At 71.1% G+C, this 22,090-nt stretch carries 22 protein-coding genes and 1 tRNA gene; 17 read left to right on the top strand and 6 right to left on the bottom strand.

The window, feature by feature from the left end:
• Window positions 1-32: 32 nt before the first annotated feature.
• The 5 genes from ACFWJ8_RS08070 (at window position 33) to ACFWJ8_RS08090 (ending at window position 3,669) form a co-directional block, all read left to right on the top strand.
• Complete coding sequence (locus tag ACFWJ8_RS08070; protein WP_378810446.1) at window positions 33-548, top strand: DUF501 domain-containing protein; 516 nt, start codon at window positions 33-35, stop codon at window positions 546-548.
• Window positions 545-1,837 carry a S8 family serine peptidase gene (locus ACFWJ8_RS08075; RefSeq protein ID WP_378810448.1) on the top strand — a complete coding sequence of 431 codons (1,293 nt, stop codon included), beginning with the start codon at window positions 545-547 and terminating at the stop codon, window positions 1,835-1,837. The genes ACFWJ8_RS08070 and ACFWJ8_RS08075 overlap by 4 nt, the downstream gene beginning before the upstream one ends.
• Before the next feature lie 33 nt (window positions 1,838-1,870).
• Window positions 1,871-3,301: an NAD(P)/FAD-dependent oxidoreductase gene (locus ACFWJ8_RS08080; protein WP_378810450.1), complete on the top strand. Its 1,431-nt coding sequence runs from the start codon at window positions 1,871-1,873 to the stop codon at window positions 3,299-3,301.
• Between the two features lie 72 nt (window positions 3,302-3,373).
• Window positions 3,374-3,446, top strand: a tRNA-Leu gene (locus ACFWJ8_RS08085).
• Window positions 3,447-3,513: 67 nt separating this feature from the next.
• Window positions 3,514-3,669, top strand: coding sequence for a hypothetical protein (locus ACFWJ8_RS08090; RefSeq protein WP_378810452.1), 156 nt, complete (start codon window positions 3,514-3,516; stop codon window positions 3,667-3,669).
• A gap of 49 nt (window positions 3,670-3,718) precedes the next feature.
• Here ACFWJ8_RS08090 and ACFWJ8_RS08095 read toward each other — a convergent pair whose 3' ends face one another.
• Window positions 3,719-4,318 (bottom strand): TetR/AcrR family transcriptional regulator, encoded by a 600-nt coding sequence (locus ACFWJ8_RS08095; RefSeq protein WP_378810454.1) that lies wholly within the window; start codon window positions 4,316-4,318, stop codon window positions 3,719-3,721.
• A 167-nt stretch (window positions 4,319-4,485) separates the two neighbouring features.
• On the opposite strand from ACFWJ8_RS08095, the gene ACFWJ8_RS08100 reads away from it, so the two are divergent.
• From ACFWJ8_RS08100 to ACFWJ8_RS08125, 6 genes are all read left to right on the top strand, one after another.
• A complete protein-coding gene (locus ACFWJ8_RS08100) occupies window positions 4,486-5,916 on the top strand; it encodes a glycoside hydrolase family 1 protein (RefSeq protein ID WP_378810456.1) in 1,431 nt (476 codons plus the stop codon).
• Window positions 5,917-5,920: 4 nt separating this feature from the next.
• The gene (locus tag ACFWJ8_RS08105) at window positions 5,921-7,153 is read left to right on the top strand and encodes an MFS transporter (RefSeq protein WP_378810458.1); all 1,233 of its coding nucleotides are present in this window, start codon (window positions 5,921-5,923) and stop codon (window positions 7,151-7,153) included.
• Between the two features lie 85 nt (window positions 7,154-7,238).
• Window positions 7,239-8,495: an alanine racemase gene (locus tag ACFWJ8_RS08110; RefSeq protein ID WP_378810460.1), complete on the top strand. Its 1,257-nt coding sequence runs from the start codon at window positions 7,239-7,241 to the stop codon at window positions 8,493-8,495.
• Window positions 8,492-9,805: a D-arabinono-1,4-lactone oxidase gene (locus ACFWJ8_RS08115; protein WP_378810462.1), complete on the top strand. Its 1,314-nt coding sequence runs from the start codon at window positions 8,492-8,494 to the stop codon at window positions 9,803-9,805. Before ACFWJ8_RS08110 ends, ACFWJ8_RS08115 begins: the two co-directional genes overlap by 4 nt.
• Window positions 9,806-9,887: 82 nt before the next feature.
• Window positions 9,888-10,454, top strand: coding sequence for a LemA family protein (locus ACFWJ8_RS08120; RefSeq protein WP_018172307.1), 567 nt, complete (start codon window positions 9,888-9,890; stop codon window positions 10,452-10,454).
• A 41-nt stretch (window positions 10,455-10,495) separates the two neighbouring features.
• Window positions 10,496-11,593, top strand: coding sequence for a DNA glycosylase AlkZ-like family protein (locus tag ACFWJ8_RS08125; RefSeq protein WP_378810464.1), 1,098 nt, complete (start codon window positions 10,496-10,498; stop codon window positions 11,591-11,593).
• A gap of 6 nt (window positions 11,594-11,599) precedes the next feature.
• Here ACFWJ8_RS08125 and ACFWJ8_RS08130 read toward each other — a convergent pair whose 3' ends face one another.
• Together ACFWJ8_RS08130 and ACFWJ8_RS08135 are read right to left on the bottom strand one after the other, a co-directional pair.
• Window positions 11,600-12,091 (bottom strand): hypothetical protein, encoded by a 492-nt coding sequence (locus ACFWJ8_RS08130; RefSeq protein ID WP_378810466.1) that lies wholly within the window; start codon window positions 12,089-12,091, stop codon window positions 11,600-11,602.
• 9 nt (window positions 12,092-12,100) lie between these two features.
• Window positions 12,101-13,408 carry a winged helix-turn-helix domain-containing protein gene (locus ACFWJ8_RS08135; protein ID WP_378810468.1) on the bottom strand — a complete coding sequence of 436 codons (1,308 nt, stop codon included), beginning with the start codon at window positions 13,406-13,408 and terminating at the stop codon, window positions 12,101-12,103.
• A gap of 134 nt (window positions 13,409-13,542) precedes the next feature.
• On the opposite strand from ACFWJ8_RS08135, the gene ACFWJ8_RS08140 reads away from it, so the two are divergent.
• A complete protein-coding gene (locus ACFWJ8_RS08140; protein WP_378810470.1) occupies window positions 13,543-14,733 on the top strand; it encodes an AI-2E family transporter in 1,191 nt (396 codons plus the stop codon).
• The gene (gene ilvA, locus ACFWJ8_RS08145) at window positions 14,730-15,980 is read left to right on the top strand and encodes a threonine ammonia-lyase (RefSeq protein WP_378810472.1); all 1,251 of its coding nucleotides are present in this window, start codon (window positions 14,730-14,732) and stop codon (window positions 15,978-15,980) included. Before ACFWJ8_RS08140 ends, ilvA begins: the two co-directional genes overlap by 4 nt.
• A 24-nt stretch (window positions 15,981-16,004) precedes the next feature.
• On the opposite strand, the gene greA is transcribed toward ilvA, so the two are convergent.
• Window positions 16,005-16,496: a transcription elongation factor GreA gene (gene greA / locus ACFWJ8_RS08150; protein WP_378810474.1), complete on the bottom strand. Its 492-nt coding sequence runs from the start codon at window positions 16,494-16,496 to the stop codon at window positions 16,005-16,007.
• A 137-nt stretch (window positions 16,497-16,633) separates the two neighbouring features.
• Window positions 16,634-17,032, bottom strand: coding sequence for a DUF4307 domain-containing protein (locus ACFWJ8_RS08155; protein ID WP_378810476.1), 399 nt, complete (start codon window positions 17,030-17,032; stop codon window positions 16,634-16,636).
• A 128-nt stretch (window positions 17,033-17,160) separates the two neighbouring features.
• Between ACFWJ8_RS08155 and ACFWJ8_RS08160 the strand changes: the two genes are divergently transcribed.
• Window positions 17,161-17,496 carry a hypothetical protein gene (locus tag ACFWJ8_RS08160; RefSeq protein ID WP_378810478.1) on the top strand — a complete coding sequence of 112 codons (336 nt, stop codon included), beginning with the start codon at window positions 17,161-17,163 and terminating at the stop codon, window positions 17,494-17,496.
• 41 nt (window positions 17,497-17,537) lie between these two features.
• Here the strand turns inward: ACFWJ8_RS08160 and ACFWJ8_RS08165 are convergent, their stop codons facing one another.
• The gene (locus ACFWJ8_RS08165) at window positions 17,538-18,281 is read right to left on the bottom strand and encodes a hemolysin III family protein (protein ID WP_378810480.1); all 744 of its coding nucleotides are present in this window, start codon (window positions 18,279-18,281) and stop codon (window positions 17,538-17,540) included.
• A 112-nt stretch (window positions 18,282-18,393) separates the two neighbouring features.
• Between ACFWJ8_RS08165 and ACFWJ8_RS08170 the strand changes: the two genes are divergently transcribed.
• The 3 genes from ACFWJ8_RS08170 (at window position 18,394) to ACFWJ8_RS08180 (ending at window position 21,927) form a co-directional block, all read left to right on the top strand.
• Entirely contained in the window at window positions 18,394-19,179 is a 786-nt protein-coding gene (locus ACFWJ8_RS08170; RefSeq protein WP_378810482.1) for an isoprenyl transferase, read from the top strand.
• Between the two features lie 61 nt (window positions 19,180-19,240).
• Window positions 19,241-20,371 carry an aminotransferase class V-fold PLP-dependent enzyme gene (locus ACFWJ8_RS08175; protein ID WP_378810601.1) on the top strand — a complete coding sequence of 377 codons (1,131 nt, stop codon included), beginning with the start codon at window positions 19,241-19,243 and terminating at the stop codon, window positions 20,369-20,371.
• 200 nt (window positions 20,372-20,571) lie between these two features.
• Window positions 20,572-21,927 carry a PhoH family protein gene (locus ACFWJ8_RS08180; protein WP_378810484.1) on the top strand — a complete coding sequence of 452 codons (1,356 nt, stop codon included), beginning with the start codon at window positions 20,572-20,574 and terminating at the stop codon, window positions 21,925-21,927.
• The last annotated feature ends 163 nt before the right edge of the window (window positions 21,928-22,090 follow it).

Below are 22,090 nucleotides of genomic sequence, written 5' to 3' on the forward strand. Positions count from 1 at the left end.
CTCGTCCCAGGCGCCCCCGCTAGCCTGGAATCGTGACGACTCCGCCGTACCCCCCTGTCAGCGACGCCGACCTCGCCGTGCTTCGCGAGCAGCTCGGACGACCCGCACGCGGGGTTATCGGCATCGCGGCGCGCTGCGTGTGCGGCAACCCCACGGTCGTGGCGACCTCGCCCCGGCTGCCCGACGGCTCGCCGTTCCCCACGTTCTACTACCTGACGCATCCCGCGGCCACGGCGGCGATGTCGACGCTCGAAGCCGACCACGTGATGCGCGAGCTCTCGGACGAACTCGCCGACGAGGACGTCGCGGAGGCGTACCGGCGTGCTCACGAGGCCTACCTGCGCGATCGCGCCGCGTACGGCGAGCCCGAAGAGATCGCCGGCATCTCCGCGGGCGGCATGCCGACGCGCGTCAAGTGCCTCCATGCGCTCGCCGGTCACGCGCTCGCCGCGGGACCGGGCGTCAACCCGATCGGGGACCGCGCGCTGGAGCTGTCGTCGTGGTCGCCGGATCGCTGCGTGTGCGCACAGCCTGGCTCGGCCGGATGATCCGTCGCCTCCTGGCAGCGATCGCCGCAGCCGCCGTCGCGACGACCCTCGTCGCGGCCGCGCCGGCGATGGCGCAGGCGGCGACACCCGAGGCGACCCCGCCCGGCGGCACGGACCCGGTGCGTTCGGCCGAGTACTGGCTGAGCGACTACGGCATCGCGAAGGCCTGGCAGGCCACCCGCGGCGCGGGGGTCAAGATCGCGATCATCGACACCGGGATCGGCCGGGGCTCGAGCGAGTTCGACGGCGCGGTCAGTTCCGGCACCGACGTGTCGGGCGCCGGCTCGCCCGACGGCCGCACGCCGGTGGGCGCGGTGGACGCCGACCACGGCAGCTGGGTGGCATCGCTGGCCGCCGGCCGCGGCACCGGACCCGATGCGGGCGTGATCGGCGTCGCCCCTGAGGCGCAGCTGCTGTCGGTGTCGGTGGGCTTCGGGTCGTCCGCCACCCGGTCGTTCGCCGACCAGATCGTCGACGCGATCCACTGGTCGGTCGACAACGGCGCGGACGTCATCAACATGTCGCTGACGACGAACGTGCCCGACTGGCCCGAGAGCTGGGACGAGGCCTTCCAGTACGCCTTCGACCATGACGTCGTCATCGTCGTGGCGGCCGGCAACCGGGGGAGCGGCACGACCAAGGTCGGTGCACCCGCCACGATCCCCGGCGTCCTGACGGTCGGCGGCGTGGACCGCTCGGGCAAGGCGAGCGTCGACGCCTCCACGCAGGGCATCACGATCGGGGTGTCCGCACCGAGCGAGGAGCTCGTCGGGGTATCCGCAGACGGCACCGTCGTGTCGTGGGACGGCACGAGCGGCGCGGCGCCGATCGTCGCGGGGATCGCCGCGCTCGTGCGGTCCGCGCACCCCGACCTCGACGCCGACAACGTCATCAACCGCATCGTCAAGACCGCGCACGCCGTCGGTGTCGATCCTGCCGACAAGCTGCTGTACGGCTACGGACTCGTGGATGCCGCCGCCGCCGTGTCGGCGGACGTCCCCGGCGTGAACGCGAACCCGATGGGCAGCCTGAAGGACTGGGTGCGCCTGTACCGGCGGGCGCAGTCGGCACCGCTGCCGACGGAGTCGCAGCCCTCCGTGGAGGTGCCGCCGCTGCCGAAGGCCGACGCCGCCACGCGTGCGTCCTCGCCGCTGCTTCCCGACCGCGACACCGTCCTGTACGGGACCCTGCCGCTCTCGTTGCTCACGGTGGCCGCTATACTGGTGGCGCTCGGCGTCACCGCTGCTGTCCGACGCATCCGATTGGCGTCCCGCACGCCGAGCCGCTGACCTCCAGGAGTAGTCCCCACCGTGAGCAACACCGTGCCAAAGATCCTTATCGTCGGCGGCGGATACGCAGGCTTCTACACCGCGTGGAAGCTCGAGAAGCATCTTCGCAAGGGTGAGGCAGAGGTCACGATCGTCGACCCGCTGCCCTACATGACCTACCAGCCGTTCCTCCCCGAGGTCGCGGCCGGCTCGATCGAGGCGCGCCACGCGGTCGTGGCGCTGCGCCGGCACCTGAAGCGCACGAACGTCGTGGCCGCCAAGGTCACCGGCATCGACCACGCGCACAAGACGGCGACGATCACGCCGATCGCGGGCACGCCGTACGAGTTCGAGTACGACCAGATCGTCGTCACCGCCGGCGCCGTGTCGCGCACGTTCCCGATCCCGGGCATCGCCGATAATGCGATCGGTCTCAAGACGATCGAAGAGGCGGTCGCGATCCGCGACAAGCTGATGTCGAACTTCGACAAGGCGTCGACGCTCCCCGCCGGTCCCGAGCGCGACCGTCTGCTGACCGTCGTGGTCGTCGGCGGCGGCTTCGCCGGCATCGAGGTGTTCGCCGAGCTGCGCTCGCTCGCCTCGTCGCTGGTCAAGAGCTACCCGCAGATCACGTTCGAGGACACGCACTTCCACCTCATCGAGGCGATGGGCCGCATCATGCCCGAGGTCTCGCTCAAGACGAGCGAGTGGGTGCTGAAGAACCTCGCCAAGCGCGGTGCGTCGGTCCACCTCGACACGCAGGTGCAGGGTGCCGTCGACGGCGACATCCAGCTCTCGACCGGCGAGGTCATCCCGAGCGACCTGATCATCTGGACGGCCGGCGTCATGGCGAACCCGACCGTCGTCCGCGGCGGCGACCTGCCCGTCGAGGAGCGCGGCCGCATCCGCACCCGCGCCGACCTCCGCGTGGGCACCGAGGACGAGTTCGTCGAGGGCGCCTGGGCGGCCGGCGACGTGTCCGCCGTGCCCGACCTGTCGGGCGGCGGGGTGGGCGGCTACTGCGTGCCCAACGCGCAGCACGCGGTCCGTCAGGCCAAGCTCCTCGCGAAGAACCTGGTCGCGGTGCTCCGCGGCGAGCTGCCTCGTCAGTACTTCCACAAGAACCTCGGCGCCGTCGCAGGCCTGGGCCTCTGGGTCGGCGTCTTCCAGTCCGGCAACCTGGCTCTCAAGGGATGGATCGCGTGGCTCGCGCACCGTGGCTACCACGGGCTGGCTATGCCGTCGTGGGAGCGCAAGTGGCGCGTCCTGTGGGGCTGGTGGAACAACTTCTGGCTGGGTCGCGACCTGGTGAACCTGTCGACGGTGCAGAACCCGCGCTACGTGTTCGAAGAGTTCGCGGCACGCCCGCGTCCGCAGCAGCCGGTCGAGGCGCCCGCCGAGCCGGCCGCTCCGGCCAAGAAGGCCCCGGCGCGCAAGGCGCCCGCGAAGTCGGCCGCCGACGCCGAGAAGGTCGCCGCGAACTGAGCGTCCGCCGATGCCGCAGGCTCGTCTGAGAAGATGAGCCTGCGGCATTCGCGTATCCGCGGACGGCGTCCCGCCCCCGTAGCCCAATGGCAGAGGCAGGCGACTTAAAATCGCTTCAGTGTGGGTTCGAGTCCCACCGGGGGTACCGTCGGCGCCCCTCGTCTTCTCCGATAATCGGGGCTAACCTGGGACAAAACGCGAAGGGGCCCGGCATGGACGACCAGAACGCGAACCCTCAGGACACCCCGAAGAGCGGCTGGTGGTGGAAGTTCACCGCGCTGTTTCTCGGCACGCCCCCCATCGCCGTCTGGGGAGCCGAAGAGGAGGTCGAGCAGGAGCGCCAGGAGCGCCTGAAGGCCGACAAGTAGTCGCTCGCACGCCCCCGGCCTGCCGGAGCGCGGGCGGACGAGGCATCCCTCACTCCGCGTCTGTCAGCGGCGCGGCAAGCTGCGCGAGCGCCGCGGCCGCCGCGGTCACGACGCTCTCGGCGAGGGCGTCGTCACGGTCGACCAGCCAGGTCAGCGTGATGCCGTCGGTGAAGGAGATGAGCAGGCGCGCAGCCGTGGGGACCGGGACGGTCCAGCGAGACCGGGTGTGGTGGGCCGCCATCTCGAGCGCGGCTGTCGCGATGCGCGTGTACTGCGCGTACTGATCCCGTGCGAGTTCCGGCCTGGCGCGCAACGCGAACTGGGTGAGCTCCAGCATCGCCTGTTCGCGGGCAGGATCGGCGCGGAGGTGGTCCAGGTAGCCGGTGAGGCCGGCGTGGAGCAGCTCGGCGAGCGTGCGTCCCTCCAGCTGCTCCGGGAGGACGGCCTTCTCCTCTTTGGCGAGCACTTCGGTGATCAGCAGGTCGAGGAGTTCGTCGCGGGATTCGAAGGCGTAGTGGAAGCTCGCCAGCGACATGCCGGCCTCGGCGACGATGGCCCGAGTGGATGCCGCACTCAGCCCGCGCGCCGACACGACACGGACCGCGGCCTCGACCAGGGCGGCACGTCGGGCGTCGACGGGTGTGCGCACGGGGTTCCTCTCCGCATCGATTCTGACCTGCCGCGGCGCCGGATGCTCTGTGCCGGTGGAGACGGTTTGCCTCCGGGGGCGGTGGATGCCTACGATACGTCAAGTGGGACGATCGTCCCACTTGATGGAGGCTACGCGGACGCCGGTGTCCGCGCGAGGGGACGACGATGTTCGACGACGCCGTGACACACCGCAGCGCACGGGCGCTCGGCCGCCGCATCCCCCCGGGGTTCCTGTTCGGCACGGCCACCGCCGCCGCGCAGATCGAGGGCGCCGCCCGTGTCGGCGGACGCACGCCGAGCGTGTGGGACCGCTTCGCGGACGAGCCCGGTCGGATCGTGGATGCCACGACGCCGGCGGTCACCACCGACCACTACCACCGACTCGGTGAAGACGTGCGGCTGATGTCGGACCTGGGCGCGGACGCCTACCGGTTCTCGTTCGGCTGGACGCGGCTGCAGCCCGGCGGCAGTGGGCCGCTGTCCGCCTCGGGAGTGTCCTTCTACGACCGGCTGCTGGACGAGCTGCTCGAAGCCGGCGTGTCGCCCTTCGCGACGCTGTCGCACTGGGACCTGCCGGCCGAGTACGCGCAGGGGTGGCTCGACCGCGAAACCGCGCTGCGGTTCGGCGACTTCGCCGGCCTCGTCGGCACGCGGTTCGCCGACCGCATCGACGGGTGGATCACGATCAACGAACCCGCGACCGTGACGCTGAACGGCTACGCGCTCGGCCTTCACGCGCCCGGCCTGAGCCTCCTGTTCGACGCGCTTCCCGCGGTCCACCATCAGCTGCTCGGCCACGGCCTCGCGGTCGGGGCGCTGCGGGAAGCGGGAGTGCGCGGCGCGGTCGGGATCACCAACGTGTATTCCCCGGTGCGGCCACTGAACGACACACCGGAGGACGTCGCGATGTCGACGCTGTTCGACATCGTGCACAACCGCGTCTTCTCCGACCCGGTCCTGCTCGGGCGCTATCCGGAGGTCCCGGACGAGCTGGCTGGGCTCTTCGGCGCCTTCGCCGACATCCCTGCCGGCGACCTCGAGACCATCTCGCAGCCGCTGGACTTCTACGGGTTGAACTACTACGTGCCCAGCCTCGTCGCGGCAGGCGCGGGTTCGGGCGAGAGCCCGGACGGCACGAGTCAGGCGATGGCCGACCTGCCGTTCCGACTCGAGCCCCTGCCGCAGTATCCGGTCACCGGATTCGGCTGGCCGATCGCCCCCGAGTACCTCGGCGTGGCGCTGGCGGAGATGTCTGCGCGGTACGGCGCGCATCTGCCGCCGGTCTACATCACCGAGAACGGTGCGAGCTTCGCCGACGAGCAGGGGGAGGACGGCACGGTGCGCGACGCGGAGCGCGTCGCCTACCTGAGCGACCACCTGACCGCTGCGCTGGATGCCGTCGCCCCCGGCGGCGTGGCCGAGGCCGTGGACCTGCGCGGATACTTCGTATGGTCCCTGATGGACAACTGGGAGTGGGCCGCAGGGTTCACCCAGCGGTTCGGTCTCGTGCACGTCGATTTCGAGACGGGTGTGCGGACCCCCAAGGCGTCCTTCCACCACCTGCGCGAGGCGCTGAGCGCCCGCCCGAGGGCCTGATCCCGTGGCCGAGCAGTCCGACGTGACCGTCGCGAGCGGGCACGCCGTCCACCCGGTGACGCGGACGTGGCTGCTGTGCTTCGCGCTGGCGTGGTTCGGGTTCTGGCTGCTGGTGATGCTGCCCGGCCAGTTCATGGTCGTGAAGCTCGCGAGCGTCATCGCTCCCGACGACAAGGTCGCGCTGGGCTCGCTGCTCATCGGCGAGATGTCGGCGGTCATCGTGATCTGCATCCCGATCATCGGCTGGCTCTGCGACCGCAGCCGGCCCCGGTTCGGACGGCGGCGCACGTGGGCCGCCGCCGGCGTCGTGCTCGCGACGCTCTCGTTCGCGTTCGTGGGGTTTCAGACGACCTGGATCGGCGCCGTCGTGCTGCTGGGCCTCGTGGCCGTCGGGGAGGCGGCGATGCTCGTATCGCTCTCCGCGGTCATCGCCGACCAGGTGCCCGTCGCGCAGCGCGGGCGCGCATCGGCGGCGATGGGCGTGCCGCAGGTGATCGCCCTGGCGGCGGGGATGGTCGTGGTCACCGAGGTGGTGACGGACGTGCCGGCGAGCTGGATGGTCATCGCAGCGATCGCGGCGGCCGCCCCGATGCCGTTCCTGATCCTGTTCCGTGAGCAGGCCCCCGCGCCGACGGCACCACGGCAGGCCCGTGCGCGGCGCCCGCTGCGTGACCGGGTGGCCGGGTATCGGGATTTCGGGTGGACGGTGACCTCACGCACCCTCGTCAACGCCGGAAACCTGATCGGCACCACGTACCTGCTGTTCTTCCTGGCGGACGTGCTCCGGCTGCCGGACCCCGACGGTGCTCTCATGGTGCTGATCCTGGTGTATCTGGGCTTCTGCGCTCTCGCGTCGTGGCTGGGCGGGCTCCTGACCGACCGCTTCGCCGCCCGGCGGGCGTTCGTGCTCGGTGCCGCACTGCTGCAGGCGGCGGCCGCGCTGCTCCTCTCGCTCCTGCCGACGTGGGAGAGCAGCATCGCCGCCGCCGTCCTCCTCGGCCTGGGGTACGGGCTGTTCCTGTCGGTCGACCAGGCTCTGCTGACCGACGTGCTGCCGCATGCCGCGACCCGCGCCCGCGACATCGGCATCGCCGGCGCCGTGCAGTATCTGCCGATCGCGGCCGTCGTCGGCTGGCTCGTGCTGACCGTCGCCGGGTACTCGCAGCTGTACGCCGTCGCCGCGGCGGTCATGGCGCTCGGCGGCTTCGCCGTCCTGCGGGTGAGGACCGGCGGGTGAGCAGCCGGTGAGCGCCCCGCAGCGGCGACATGACGCCCGTCGCCACCCACGTACGATGAATGCAACCCGAAGGAATCCAGCGTCCATGACGATAGATCTGCTCGCCACCGCCGGCGCCCGCCCGCATGGCTCCTCCTGGCATGACCCCGCGGCCTACTGGGGCGCCATGAGTCACGCCCTCGCCGACGTCAGCGGCCCCGTCGCCGCGATCAACGCCGAAGCGCTCCGCTACAACGCCCTCGACCTCGTGGTGCGCGCCGGTGGCGTGCCCATCCGCGTCGCGAGCAAGTCGGTCCGTGTCCGCGAGGTCATCGACGCCGTGCTGGCCCTTCCGGGCTACCAGGGGATCCTGGCGTTCACGCTCCCTGAGGCGCTGTGGCTCGCACAGGAACGCGACGGGGCACCGGGGCACGACGACATCGTGCTCGGATACCCGACCGTGGATCGCGCGGCCATCGCGGCCCTCGCGGCCGATGAGGTCGCGGCATCCCGCATTACCCTCATGGTCGACGATCTCGCCCAGCTCGACGTGGTCGACGCGATCGCGGCGCCGGGCTCGCGGCCAGAGATCCGGGTGGCCATCGACGCGGACGCGTCGTGGCGGGCCCCCGGGCTCGGTCACATCGGCGTGTTCCGCTCGCCGGTGCATGACGCGCCCGAGGTCGCCGCGCTCGCACGCTCGATCGCCGCCCGTGACGGCTTCCGGCTGGTCGGCCTCATGATGTACGAGGCTCAGATCGCCGGGCAGGGCGACGCGACCGGATCGGGGGATGCCGTCGTCCGGTGGATGCAGCGGCGCTCCGGTGCCGAGCTGCTCGAGCGCCGGGGGGCCATCGTCGCCGCGCTCCGCGACATCGCACCGCTCGAGTTCGTCAACGGTGGCGGCACGGGATCGCTCGAGCTGACGGCATCCGATCAGGCCGTCACCGAGCTCACGGCCGGCAGCGGTCTGCTCGCCGGTCACCTCTTCGACGGCTACCGTGCCTTCGACCCCGCCCCCGCCGCGGCGTTCGCGCTCGAGGTGGTCCGCAAGCCGGCGCCCGACATCGCCACCGTCCTCGGTGGCGGCTGGATCGCCTCGGGTCCGGCGCTGGAGTCGCGCCAGCCGCGCGCCGTGTGGCCCGCGGGCCTGCGCACCGCGCCGCGCGAAGGCGCCGGAGAGGTGCAGACGCCGCTGCGCGGCGATGCCGCGCGTGAGCTCCAGGTGGGGGACCGCGTGTGGTTCCGACACTCCAAGAGCGGCGAGCTCGCCGAACGCGTCGACCGGTACCACGTGGTCGACGGCAGCAGTCTTGTGGGGACGATCGCGACGTATCGCGGCGAGGGGAAGGCATTTCTGTGACCCGTCCAGGCGGAGTGTGGCGCAATTGGGGGCGCTCAGAATCTGTCAGGCCGCAGCGGATCGAGTTTCCGCGCACCGTCGATGCGGTGCAGCGCGCCGTCGTCGCGGCGGCAGCACGACACATGCCGGTCAAGGCGGTCGGCGCCGGCCACAGCTTCACCGGCATCGCGGTGGCGCCCGGCGTGCTGCTGGAGCTGCGCGACCTGAGCGGCCTCCTCTCGGTCGATGCGGCGCGCAAGCGGGTGACTCTGCTCGCGGGCACCCGGCTGCACCAGGTGCCGGCGCTGCTGGAACCGTACGGCCTGGCGATGGAGAACCTGGGCGACATCGACCGGCAGTCGGTCGCCGGTGCGATCTCGACCGGCACGCACGGGACCGGGGCGCGCTTCGGCGGCATCGCCGCCCAGGTCGTCGGCGCGACCCTCGTCACGGCATCGGGCGATCTCCTCCGCGTCGACGAGACCGAGAACCGCGAGCTGCTGCCCGCGGTCGCGCTCGGCCTCGGCGCCCTCGGCATCCTCGTCGAGGTGACGCTGCAGTGCGTCCCCGCGTTCGTGCTGCACGCGGTCGAGCAGCCCGAAGCCCTGGACGTCGTGCTCGCCGGTCTCGACGACCGTGTCGCCGCCGCCGACCACTTCGAGTTCTACTGGTTCCCGCACACCGACCGGGCCATGACGAAGACCAACACGCGGCTTCCCGAGTCCGCGCCGCGGCACCCGCTGTCGCGCGTCGGCAAATGGTTCGATGACACGCTCGTCGGCAGCGGCCTGCATCAGGTCGCGTGCACGACAGGCAAGGCCGTCCCGGCGCTCGTCCCCCCCATCAACCGGCTGTCGGCCAAGGTCTGGGGCGACCGGGAGTTCACGGACGACTCGGCCCGCGTGTTCGCCACCAGCAGGTCGGTGCGCTTCCGCGAGATGGAGTACGCGCTGCCGGTCGAGAACGTGCGCCCGGCGTTCGACGCCGTCCGCACCCTCATCGACGAGCGCGGCTGGCGCATCGGGTTCCCGGTCGAGGTGCGCTTCGCGGCAGCCGACGACCGCTGGCTGTCGACGGCGCACGGCCGTGGCTCCGCGTACATCGCGGTGCATCGGTACTGGCGCGAGGATCCCACCGAGTACTTCGAGGCGGTCGAGCAGATCATGCTCGCCCACGGCGGGCGTCCGCATTGGGGCAAGATGCACACGCTCGGCGCCGATGTGCTCCGCGAACGCTACCCGCGCTTCGACGACTTCGTCGCGCTGCGCGATCGGCTGGATCCCGACCGGATGTTCCGCAACGCGTACCTCGACAGGGTTCTCGGTGGGTAACGCCTGAGAGTCCGCATCCGACCCTCATGCGGCGTGCGCGTGCGTCGATAGGATGAGGGCACTATCGAATGGAGACTCGGCAATGGAATGGCTGATCCCAGTCCTCATCGTGGTGGCGCTCGTCGTCATCGCCGGCATCTATCTCTGGGCGACGTACAACTCGCTCGTCCAGCTGAACGTGCGCGTCGATGAGGCGTGGAGCGACATCACGGTGCAGCTGAAGCGTCGTGCCGATCTGCTGCCGAACCTGATCGAGGCCGTCAAGGGCTACGCCGCGCACGAGAAGGCGGTGTTCGAGAACGTGACCCGTGCGCGCGCCGAGACGCTGTCGGCGGCCGGGCCGGCCGACGCGGGCGTCGCCGAAGGCCATATGCAGCAGGCGCTCAAGTCGCTGTTCGCCGTCGCCGAGGCGTACCCGCAGCTGCAGGCCAGCCAGAACTTCCTTCAGCTGCAGCAGTCGATCGTCGACACCGAAGACAAGATCCAGGCCTCGCGCCGGTTCTACAACGGCGGTGTGCGCGAGCTGAACACGAAGATCAAGGTGTTCCCGAACAACATGTTCGCCCGCAACCTCGGCTTCCACGAGCGCGAGTTCTTCGAGGTGATCGACGGCGCCGCGATCTCCGAGCCGCCTCGCGTGCAGTTCTGACGCGGACGGGTGATGTCCGCACCCGTGGCCGGCGTCGAGGCATGGTCCATCGGCTGACGCAGGAGCAGGCCCGTCGCATCGCTCTGCACGGGCAGCTGCTGACCGCCGAGCGTCCCGCAGGAGTCGTCGAGACGATCGATGCGCTGACGATCCTGCCCATCGATCCGACGTCGGCGATCGCCCCCAGCGTCGATCTCATCCTGTGGAGCAGGCTGGGCTGGCCGTACCAGTCGGCAGACCTGGTGAGGCTGTTCGAAGAGGACCGCGCCGTGTTCGAGTGGGGCGGGTTCTATCGCGCCATGACCGATCTGCCCCTGCTGGTGCCCGAGATGCGACGGCGTCCCGAGTCCGCGCAGGCGCGGGAGTGGCTCGCCGCGAACGACGTGTTCCGCCGCGAGACCCTCGCGAAGCTGCGCGCCGAGGGGCCGCTGCACCCGAGCGAGGTCCCCGACACGGCTCAGGTGTCGTGGCGCTCGTCGGGCTGGACGAACAACCGCAACAGCCTGCAGCTGCTCGAGATGCTGGTGCTGTGCGGGGACGTCGCGGTGGCCGCGCGGGATGCCGGCGGCCGGCTGTTCGACGTGGCCGACCGGGTCTACCCCGCCGATGTGCCTGAGCTGTCGGACGAGGACGCCGCGCGGGAGCGCGCGGAGCGCCGACTGGCGTCCTTCGGGATCGCGCGTGCAAAGGGACTGGCACAACCCGTCGAGCCCATCGCCGTGGGCGAACTGGGGGAGGAGGCCGTCGTCGAGGGCGTCGACGGCGTCTGGCGGGTCGATCCCGAGGCGCTTGCGGCCGCCGAGGCTTTCGTGCCCCGCACGGCCCTGCTCTCGCCGCTCGACCGGGCTGTGTTCGACCGGCGTCGGCTGGACGAGCTCTTCGGATACGAGTATGTGCTGGAGATGTACAAGCCCGCCGCGAAGCGGCGGTGGGGCTACTTCGCACTGCCCGTGCTGCACGGCGACCGGTTCGTCGGCAAGCTCGATGCGAAGGCAGATCGCAAAGCCGGCGTGCTGCGCATCAACGCCCTGCACGAGGATCGGCCTTTCGACGAGGCGACCCGGGCGGCCGTCGACGCGGAGATCCGCGATCTCGCACGGTGGCTGGGCCTCACCCCGATCGGTGTCGGATCCGCGTGACCTGCGTCATCGCACCGAGACGATGGTCCGGCCGTCCTCGACGACGACGTCGCCGCGGAGCGCCCACTCGTCCGTGCGGTACGTGAAGCTGCCCGACGCCCCGTCGCGCGTCGTGCCGGTGGCCGTCGCGACGAGGACGCCGCCGGTCGCGTCGAACGAACCCCCGTCGGCCGAGACGACGGCGACGGGGTAGGCCTCGATACGGAACGCGACTCCCGACAGCTGCGCGAGGTCGGCGGCCCACGGCACGACGATGCCGCAGTGCGCGGGCACGGTCGCGGCCGGCGCGGCGCACGCGTCGGCGTAGCGGTCGAGCTGCTCCTGGATGGCCGCCGTGCGGTCGGCCGGATCAGTGGGGGATGCCGACACGGACGCGGACGGCGTGGGGTCGGAGTCGGCCGGCTCGCGGCCCGACGTCAGCCACCATGCGACGGCGGCGCCGGCGACGACGATCGCCGTGCCGCCGACGACGAGTCCGACGATCGCGCTGCGCTTCACCGTTCCACGCTAGCCCGCGATCCCCTCCGCGGCGAGTTCGTCGTCCGCCGGCTCGTCGTCGGCGAGCTCGACCGGTGCCGACGGCCCGGCGTCGTGGCGCGAGGCCTCGCTCAGCACGCGGGCCAGGTCGTCGGTCGCGTCGCCCCAGCGTGACACCGAGATGTTCTCGAGCCCTTGCCAGGTCGCGGCGAGCCGAAGCTGATCGGCGAGGAGAGGTGCGGCATCCACCGGTCTGCCGTGCTCCCACCAGGCCGACTGCACGCGCAGCGTCGAAGCGGCGCGATCCGCCTTGAGATCGACCCGGCCGACGAGGTCGTCGCCGATGAGCACGGGGAGCGAGTAGTACCCGTACCGCCGCTTGGGCGCCGGGGTGTAGATCTCGATGCGGTACTCGAAGTCGAAGAGCCGCTCGGCGCGGTCGCGGAACCACACGACGGGGTCGAAAGGTGTCAGGATCGCCGCGGCATCGATCCGGCGCGGCACCGTCGCGTCGCGGTGCAGCCACGCCGGCGCCGGGCGCCCCGAACTCGTCCAGCCCTGCACCGTCACCGGCTGCAGTTCGCCCGCATCCACGAGGTCGCCGACGGCGGACAGCACGGCCTTGCGGTCGGCGATGCGCCAGTAGTCGGCGAGGTCGGCGGCCGTGGCGACGCCGTACGCACGCGCGGCGCGGCCGACGAGCACGCGCACCGCGTCCTCGCGCGACACCTCGGCGTCCAGCGCGGCGCGCGGGATCACCTGCTCGGCCAGCGCGTACCGCCGCTCGAAGCCGCGCCGCCCGGCGATCGCCACCTCGCCGAAGAGCCACAGGTGCTCCAGCGCGTGTTTGACGACATCCCAGTCCCACCAGGGACCGCGGGCGCCCTTCTTGGCGTCGTGCTCGATCTGCGCCGGGCGGAGCGGGCCGCGGTCGGCGAGCTCCGCGCGGACCCAGTCGACGATGTCGCGGTTCGCGTCGAACCAGCCGCCGGGCTTGCTGCCGTACTTGTCGCGCAGCGCGTCCATGCGGAAGCGGAACAGCCCCCAGTCGGATGCCGGGATGAAGGCGGCGACGTGCGCCCAGTACTCCACGTACGGCGCGCGGCGGGCGAACAGCAGGCGGTCGAGCGCCGCAGGATCATAGGAGCCCACGCGCGCGAACAGCGGCATGTAGTGCGATCGCGCGAACACGTTCACCGAGTCGATCTGGAGGGTCGCCATGCGCGCGAGGGCGGCGTTCAGCTGCCGCGTGCCGGCGGATTCGGGGCGGGCACGGGCGAAACCCTGTGCGGCGAGGGCGACCCGGCGCGCCTCGGGGGCGCTCAGCGTGGACTTCACGCGCGCCACAGTAGTCCCGGCCTCCGACACCCGCCGCATCGCGTCCGTCGCGCCGCCGTTCATGACCGGCGCGGAATGCGACGCGCCTAGACTGGGCCAATGGTGGGGAACGGGCGAACGAGGAGATTGTGCGGATGACCGGCTCCGATGACAAGCCCCGAGGCTCGCTGTTCGACGCGATCCGCGATCGCAGCAGAGTCGTCTCCACCGAGACCTCGGCGTCCGTGCCGCAGGGCCTCCGCGTCGCGACCGCCTACTCGTGGCGGTTCCTCGTGCTCGCCGCCGCGATCGGCGTGGCGGTGTGGCTCGTCATCCAGTTGAAGCTGCTGGTGATCCCGCTGCTCATCGCGATCCTCATCACGGCGCTGCTGTGGCCCGCGTTCGCGTGGATGCTGCGACACCACGTCCCGCGCTGGCTGGCGATCGTCATCTCGGTCGTCGGCACCCTCGCGATCGTCGCCGGGCTGCTGTGGCTGGTGGTGTGGCAGATCGTGAGGGAGTGGCCGTCCGTACAGGCGAGCACCGCCGCCGCGGTCGAGCAGTTCCGGCAGTATCTGATCGACGGGCCCCTCGACCTCACCGCGACGCAGATCGACGGCTGGCTCGACACGGCCGGCACGTTCCTGCAGCAGCAGGCCGAGCTGCTGTGGAGCGGCGCCCTCGCGATCGGCACCACGATCGGCCATGTCGCCACCGGTGCGGTGCTCGCGCTGTTCATCCTGCTGTGCCTGCTCGCCGACGGCGGCGGGATCTGGCGCTGGACGCTCCGCCTCTTCCCCAAGAAGGCGCGTCCCGCCGCCGACGGCGCCGGCCGCGCGGGCTGGGTCACCGTCGTCAACTACGCACGCACGCAGCTGCTGGTCGCCACGATCGACGCCGTCGGCATCGGCCTCGGCGCGGCCCTGCTCGGCGTGCCGCTGGCCATCCCGGTCGCGGTCCTGGTGTTCCTCGGTGCGTTCGTGCCGATCGTCGGCGCCGTGGTCACCGGCACGGTGGCCGTCTTCCTCGCCCTGGTCTACAACGGTCCGTGGATCGCCCTGTGGATGCTCGTCGTCGTGCTCGGTGTGCAGCAGCTCGAAGGGCACGTCCTGCAGCCGCTGCTCATGGGCTCGGCCGTCAAGGTCCACCCGCTCGCCGTCGTGCTCGTGGTCGCCGGCGGAGCAATGATCGCCGGCATCCCCGGGGCCCTCTTCGCCGTGCCCCTGGCCGCGTTCGTGAACGTCGTCGCGGTGTACATCGGCGAACGCGCGTGGGAGACCGGCGCGAGACCCAGCGGCGACCTCATCTGGAGCACCGTCCCCCGACCCAGGAGAACCCGTTCGTGAGCACGACCCCCGCGTCCGCCGTCCATCGCCCGACCCTGGCGGACTTCGAGGATGCCGCCGCCACCCTCGAAGGCGTGATCTCGCACACGCCGCTCGACGAGTCCCAGCACCTCTCGGAGGTCATGGGCGTGCCGGTGCACCTCAAGCTCGAGAACCTGCAGCGCACCGGGTCGTTCAAGATCCGCGGAGCCACGTACCGGCTCTCGCGCCTGACTGCCAAGGAGCGCGCGCGCGGCGTCGTCGCAGCCTCCGCCGGCAACCACGCCCAGGGCGTGGCGCTGGCCGCGAAGGCCCTCGGCATCCCGGCGACGATCTTCATGCCGCTCGGCGTGCCCGTGCCGAAGCTGCTGGCCACCCGCGGCTACGGCGCGGACGTGGTCCTGGAGGGTGCGACGGTCGAGACGCCGCTGCGGCTCGCGGCCGAGTTCGCCGCGCGGACCGGCGCCGTGTTCATCCACCCGTTCGACCACCCCGACGTGATCGCGGGGCAGGGCACCCTGGGCCTGGAGCTCATGGACGATCTCCCCGACGTCGACACGATCGTGCTGGGCATCGGCGGGGGCGGGCTCATCGCGGGCGTCGCCGCGGCCGCGAAGGCCCGCGCTGCGGCCGAGGGCCGCACCGTGCGCATCATCGGCGTCCAGGCCGAGAACTCCGCCGCCTACCCGCCGTCGCTCGCCGCCGGCCACCCGGTCGAGGTCGCGACGCTGCCGACCATCGCGGACGGCATCGCCGTCGCCCGCCCGGGCGACCTGCCGTTCGAGATCATCCGCGACCTCGTGGACGAGGTCGTCACCGTCACCGAGGACGACATCGCCCGCGCCCTCCTCGTGCTGCTGGAGCGCGCGAAGCAGGTCGTCGAGCCTGCGGGAGCCGTGGGCGTGGCCGCGATGCTCGCAGGCAAGATCACCGCGACCGGTCCCATCGTCACGGTGCTGTCGGGCGGCAACATCGACCCGCTGCTGCTGCAGCGCGTCGTCGCGCACGGGTTGGCGGCATCCGGTCGGTACATGTCGCTGCGGATCCCGCTGCCGGACCGGCCGGGTCAGCTCGCGCGCGTGTCGGACCTGCTGGCGATCGCGGGCGCCAACGTGATCGAGGTGCTCCATACTCGGCACGGCCAGGGCCTGCAGATCAGCGAGGTGATCCTGCAGCTGAGCGTCGAGACGCGTGGTGAGGAGCACCGCGCTCACGTCATCTCGGTGCTCGAGGAGGCCGGCTTCGCCCCGACCGTCGTCGTCGACTAGACGATCGGGGCGCCGGCCGACCGGTCACTGACCGTTGTAGGTCTCGACCTTGACGATCTCGACGGCGATCTCGCGGCCGTTCGGGGCCGTGTAGGAGGTCTTCTCGCCCTCCTTGCGGCCGAGGATCGCGATCCCGAGCGGCGAGGCCTCGCTGTAGACGTCGAGCTCGCTGCCGACGGCGATCTCGCGGTTGCCGAGCAGGAAGACCTCTTCGCCGCCGGCGACGATGGCGGTGATCACGGTGCCCGGCTCGACGATGCCGTTGCTCTCGGGCGCCTCGCTGACGGTGGCGGTCTTGAGCAGCTGCTGCAGGGTGCGGATGCGCGCCTCCTGCTTGCCCTGCTCGTCCTTGGCGGCGTGGTAGCCGCCGTTCTCCTTGAGGTCGCCCTCTTCGCGGGCGGCCTCGATGCGCTTGGCGATCTCTTCGCGACCGGTCGTCGACAGCTGCTCGAGCTCGGCGGCCAGACGGTCGTATGCGTCCTGCGTGAGGAACGTCACGGGTGCATCGTTGGACACGACTGACTCCTTGGGGTGCGGGGGATAAACCGAACGCCCCGGCTCTCGGCCAGGGCGCGATTCGAGGTGAACTCCCGCCAGACTACGTCACCGCACGCGGACAGGCAAAACCCGCGCTGACGTCACGATTCGTGTCGTCAGCCCGCGATGACCCAGCAGGAGTTGACGAAGCCCGTCGTCGCGAGGGCGGTGGTGGGGATCACCTCGCGGAACGCCCGCGCATGCTCCTCCGACGCGGGGAACTCGACGACCCGCCAGCCGACCACGCCGTGCTCCTGGTCCTGCGCCTCGATCGCGCACGCCACCGCGGACCCCGGGGGAGCGGTGATCTGGAACCCGAGCGAGACCGAGTGCTGGTCGACGACCTCGAAGGCCGTGGTGTCGGCGTCGACGTCGTCGAGGGCGCCGCTCACGGTGAACCAGCCGAACAGCCCCACGACGGCGACGGCGATGGCGAGACCGCCGCCGATGAGCCAGCGGCGGGCGGGGGAGCGGCGACGGCCGTAGCGCTCGTCGAGCATGTCCTGCGTGGTCATGCCGCTCCTCTCGTGCCCGCGGACGTCCGTGACGGAACGACCGGAAGATTAGGCTGGAACTCCAGGCTATGCGCTTCCGGGCATCGCCGATGACCGCGCCCGCGCGAGCGGGCAGAGCGAGGACCTCCATGTTTCACGTGATCGCCGCTGTCGTCAGCACCGGGATCGTCGGTGCCGCCGATTCGCCGACACCGACGCCCACGCCGACGCCGGCGGTCAACCCCGACCTCGTGACGCCCGGCGTCGTCGGCTTCATCGCGACGGCGTTCGTGGCGATCGCCGTGATCCTCCTGGTGTGGGACATGATGCGTCGCATCCGCCGGGGCCGCGTCCGCGCCGACATCCGCGAGGAGCTGGATGCCGAGGAGCAGGCCGCCCGTGCGGCAGAGGCCACCGAGACCGACGACGACGAGGTCGATGCGGCCGGCGACGGCGGGGACGACCCGCAGGCGCCGCGATCCTGAGCAGGACGGCATCCGGTCCGGCCCGGTGACCGGCGCCGCGCTCAGCCCGGCAGGCCGAGCGAGGGCGAGAGCGGCTTGAGGGCGATCAGCAGGCACGCCGTCCAGTGGCACAGGAACGCCAGCACCGTGCACACGTGGAAGATCTCGTGGAAGCCGAAGTGCCCCGGCCACGGGTTGGGCCGCTTGAGCGCGTACACGATGGCGCCGCCCGTGTAGAGCAGGCCGCCGACGATGACGAGCACCATCATGGCCGCGTTGGCGTGGAACAGGTCGACGAGGTACATCACGGCGGCCCAGCCGAGCAGCAGATACAGCGCGACGTACAGCCATCGCGGGGCGTTGATCCAGAACACCCGGAACAGGATGCCGAGCAGTGCGCCGCTCCACACCAGGATGAGCAGCAGCGCACCCTTCTGCGGCGGCAGGGCGAGCACGGCGATCGGCGTGTAGGTGCCGGCGATGAGGAGCAGGATGTTGGCGTGGTCGATCCGCTTGAGGATCGCCTTCGTCTTCGGCTTCCAGTTGAACCGGTGGTACAGCGCGGAATTGCCGAACAGCAGCAGCGACGTGGCCATGAAGACCGCGGACGCCCACTTCGCGGGGGCGCCCTGGGCGAGGACGATGAGCACCACGCCCGCGGCGATCGCGACGGGGAATGTCGCCGCGTGGATCCAGCCGCGCCAGGTCGGTTTGATCTCGGGCGCGGCCGCGTCGACGTCGGCTGCATCCATCAGGGGCAGCACGGGGACCTCGGGGGCCCGGGGGAGACGACGACGGCTGCTCATGGTCCCAGCGTAGATCCCGCCGCATGCCGTGCGGGGAACATACTCGATCCCACGACTTCTGGGACTGAGTCCCAGGGTTCGGGCACCGGCCCCGCCGCGGTAGCGTAGGCGTGTGGCGCGCGGCGAGACGAACGAGGGCAGAGGCCCTCTCTACCGGCTCTACATCAACCGACTGCGGCGACGCCTGGACCCGGCATCCGCTCCCCGCCATGTCGCGATGATGATCGACGGGAACCGGCGCTGGGCGAAGCAGCTCGGCTACGACTCCGCCGCGCACGGCCACCGCGCCGGCGCGGCGAAGATGAAGGAGTTCCTGCGCTGGTGCGACGACGTCGGCATCCGCGTCGTGTCGCTGTACCTCCTGTCGAACGACAACCTGCGCAAGCGGGACTCTCGCGAACTGTCCGACCTCATCGAGATCATCGCGCAGCTGGCCGACGAGCTGTCGCACGAGCGCGACTGGCGCGTCAAGCACGTCGGGCGCGCCGACTCGCTGCCCGTGGACCTGGCGCGCGTGCTCGCCGACGTCGAGGAACGCACGAAGGACAACCCCGGCATGCACGTCAACCTCGCGGTCGGCTACGGCGGCCGTGGCGAGATCGTCGACGCCGTGCGCAGCATCATCGCGCAGCACCAGCAGGAGGGCGGTTCGCTCGAGGAGCTCGCCGCGAGCCTCACGCCCGAGCAGATCGGCGAGCACCTCTACACCGGCGGCCAGCCCGACCCCGACCTCGTCATCCGCACGTCGGGCGAGCAGCGGCTGAGCGACTTCCTGCTGTGGCAGTCCGCGCACAGCGAGTTCTACTTCGTCGAGGCGCTCGGACCCGATCTGCGCGAGGTCGACTTCCTTCGCGCGATCCGCGACTTCACGTCGCGCGACCGCCGCTACGGCAGCTGATCGCGCCGCCGCGACAGCGTCCGGGGAACCGGGTGCGCGCGTGGTCTCGCGCTCTGCCAGAATGTTCCGCGTGACCGATCTGGACGCGTATCTCGCCTCATTCGACGGCGAGCCGGGCTATCTCGACTGGGCCGCGTTCGGCCCCCTCTCACCCGCGGTGCGCAGCGAGGCGCAGGGCGACACCGAGCTGCTCGGCTCGGGGCGCCGCACGAGCATCGACCTCGTCGCCGACCACGTGCGCGAGGCGCGTGAGCTCGTCGCAGAGCTCATCGGCGCGGATGCCGCAGAGGTAGTGCTGCAGCCGTCGACGACGTACGGCCTCATGCATGCGATCTACGGCTTGGCCGGCGGACTGATGCTGGGTCGCGGGGAGTTCCCGAGCCTGACGGTCGCGGCGACGCGTGCGTCGGAGGCGCTCGGCTCGCTGCAGCTGCAGTGGCTGGAGCCCGCGGACGGCATGATCACCCCCGACGTCGTGCGCGACGCGCTCACGGACGAGACGCGGGCCGTCGCGGTCAGCCTCGTCGACTTCCGCACGGGCTACCGCACGGACCTCTCCGCCCTGCGCGACGTCATCGGCGACCGCCTGCTGATCGTCGATGCCGTACAGGGGTTCGGCATGGTCGACGCGGACTACCTCGCCGCCGACGTCGTGTGCAGCCACGGCTACAAGTGGCTGCGCGCCGGGCGCGGCACCGGGTTCGCATGGTTCGGCGAGCGGGCGCTGGAGCGCATCGCCCCCGTGCTGTCGGGCTTCCGCGGCGTCGACGGCGAGCTGCCGGTCGATGCCGTGCCCGGGCCGGCGACGTCGGCCCAGGCCTTCTCGGTCGCCGGAGCCGACACGCTCGCCGCGGCGCGGCTCGCCACGGCGCTGCGCGAGATCGCCGATGTCGGCGTCGCGGCGATCGAATCCGAGCTCACAGCCCGGGCATCCGATGTCATGTTCTTCGCGGACCGCTACGAGGTGCCCGTCGTCACGCCGCGCGAGCCCGAGCGGCGCGCCGGCATCGTGACGCTGGAACCCGCGGCGCAGGACGCGGCGCCGCTCGCGGCATCCCTTGCGAACCACGGTCTCACCGTCACGACACGCGCCGGTCGCATCCGCGTCGCACCGCACGTCGGCACGGGCGCCGACACGCTGCGCCTCTTCGGCGACGCGCTGGCGGCGTTCGCATCCACGCGCGTGTGGTGAGAGATGTCGGCGGCCCCTGCCGTCGGCGTCACGAAAAGTTCATCTGCAATCTGCGTGTCGGGAGCACCCGATGTCGGCGGGGCGTCGTACTTTGATCGCATCGGGCAAAGAGCCCGATCGGGTCGACCTCAGGATCGCGACTCGTGACTCACCGGTCGACTCGTGACTGCCGGGTGAACCACCCGGGGCGGGAGTGGGTTGTGACCACACGAGCACCACACGAGCAGCGCAGTCAGGAGATCGAGCAGGTCGCGGAGTCCGATCAGGACCTCCGAACCTACGTCCTCGACACGTCGGTGCTGCTGAGCGATCCGCGGGCCTTCTTCCGCTTCGCCGAGCACAACGTCGTGATCCCGGTCGTGGTGATCACCGAGCTCGAAGGCAAGCGACACGACCCCGAGATCGGCTATTTCGCCCGGCAGGCGCTGCGCCACCTCGACGAGCTGCGCGTCGAACACGGCCGTCTCGACTTCCCTGTCCCCGTCGGACAGGGCGGCACGCTCCGGGTCGAACTGAACAACACCGACTCCGGCGTCCTGCCGTCCGGGATGCGTCTGGGCGACAACGACAGCCGCATCCTCGCGGTCGCGATGCATCTCGCCCAGGATGGCCAGGAGGTCACCGTCGTCTCGAAGGACCTGCCCATGCGGGTCAAGGCCGCCTCCCTCGGCGTGAGCGCCGAGGAGTACCTCGCCGAGCAGGCGGTCGACTCAGGCTGGACCGGCATCTCCGAGATCGATGTGTCCGGCGACGACATCAGCGACCTGTACGAGAGCGAGGTCGCCGCGAGCGACGACGTCAAGGGGCTGCCGGTGAACACCGGTCTGATCATCCACTCCGAGCGGGGCTCGGCGCTCGGCCGCGTCGTCGGCGACGGCGAGTACCGGCTGGTGCGCGGCGATCGCGAGGTCTTCGGCCTTCACGGGCGCTCGGCGGAGCAGCGGATCGCGATCGACCTGCTGCTCGACCCCGACGTGGGCATCGTGTCGCTGGGCGGCCGCGCCGGCACCGGCAAGTCCGCGCTGGCGCTGTGCGCGGGCCTGGAGGCCGTGCTGGAGCGGCAGCAGCAGCGCAAGATCATCGTGTTCCGCCCGCTGTTCGCCGTCGGCGGGCAGGAGCTCGGGTACCTTCCCGGCGACGCGCAGGAGAAGATGAACCCGTGGGGCCAGGCGGTGTACGACACCCTCGGCTCGGTGGTCTCGGGCAACGTCCTCGACGAGGTCGTGGAACGGGGCATGCTCGAAGTGCTGCCGCTCACCCATATCCGGGGCCGGTCGCTGCACGACGCCTTCGTGATCGTCGATGAGGCGCAGTCGCTGGAGCGCAACGTCCTGCTCACCGTGCTGAGCCGGATCGGCCAGAACTCCCGGGTGGTCCTGACGCACGATGTCGGCCAGCGCGACAACCTGCGTGTGGGCCGCCACGACGGCGTCGCCTCGGTCATCGAGACCCTCAAGGGGCACGGTCTGTTCGGCCACGTGACGCTGGTGCGCTCGGAGCGCTCCGCGATCGCTGCACTGGTCACCGACCTGCTCGAGGCGGGCGAGCTGGCCTGACACGACGCCCCGGTGCGCCGGGGGGTCGACCGACAGGAAGCGGGGCGGGGTGGCGCAACCCCGCCCCCGTGCGCGCGCCCGGGGCAGTGAAGAGCTGTGTCTTATAAACAAAACCCAGCCCACGAGACAACGATCTATATCGGATTGCGGCTTCTGCTTGTAA

It is taken from the genome of Microbacterium sp. NPDC058389 (genome assembly GCF_042722305.1).
Lineage (GTDB): Bacteria > Actinomycetota > Actinomycetes > Actinomycetales > Microbacteriaceae > Microbacterium.

Coding starts and splice junctions, on each gene's coding strand:
- ACFWJ8_RS08075 (WP_378810448.1), top strand. CDS start 545: ATGATCCGTCGCCTCCTGGCAGCGATCGCCGCAGCCGCCGTCGCGACG.
- ACFWJ8_RS08090 (WP_378810452.1), top strand. CDS start 3,514: ATGGACGACCAGAACGCGAACCCTCAGGACACCCCGAAGAGCGGCTGG.
- ACFWJ8_RS08100 (WP_378810456.1), top strand. CDS start 4,486: ATGTTCGACGACGCCGTGACACACCGCAGCGCACGGGCGCTCGGCCGC.
- ACFWJ8_RS08110 (WP_378810460.1), top strand. CDS start 7,239: ATGACGATAGATCTGCTCGCCACCGCCGGCGCCCGCCCGCATGGCTCC.
- ACFWJ8_RS08120 (WP_018172307.1), top strand. CDS start 9,888: ATGGAATGGCTGATCCCAGTCCTCATCGTGGTGGCGCTCGTCGTCATC.
- ACFWJ8_RS08125 (WP_378810464.1), top strand. CDS start 10,496: ATGGTCCATCGGCTGACGCAGGAGCAGGCCCGTCGCATCGCTCTGCAC.
- ACFWJ8_RS08140 (WP_378810470.1), top strand. CDS start 13,543: ATGACCGGCTCCGATGACAAGCCCCGAGGCTCGCTGTTCGACGCGATC.
- ACFWJ8_RS08155 (WP_378810476.1), bottom strand. CDS start 17,032: ATGACCACGCAGGACATGCTCGACGAGCGCTACGGCCGTCGCCGCTCC.
- ACFWJ8_RS08160 (WP_378810478.1), top strand. CDS start 17,161: ATGTTTCACGTGATCGCCGCTGTCGTCAGCACCGGGATCGTCGGTGCC.
- ACFWJ8_RS08165 (WP_378810480.1), bottom strand. CDS start 18,281: ATGAGCAGCCGTCGTCGTCTCCCCCGGGCCCCCGAGGTCCCCGTGCTG.
- ACFWJ8_RS08175 (WP_378810601.1), top strand. CDS start 19,241: ATGTTCCGCGTGACCGATCTGGACGCGTATCTCGCCTCATTCGACGGC.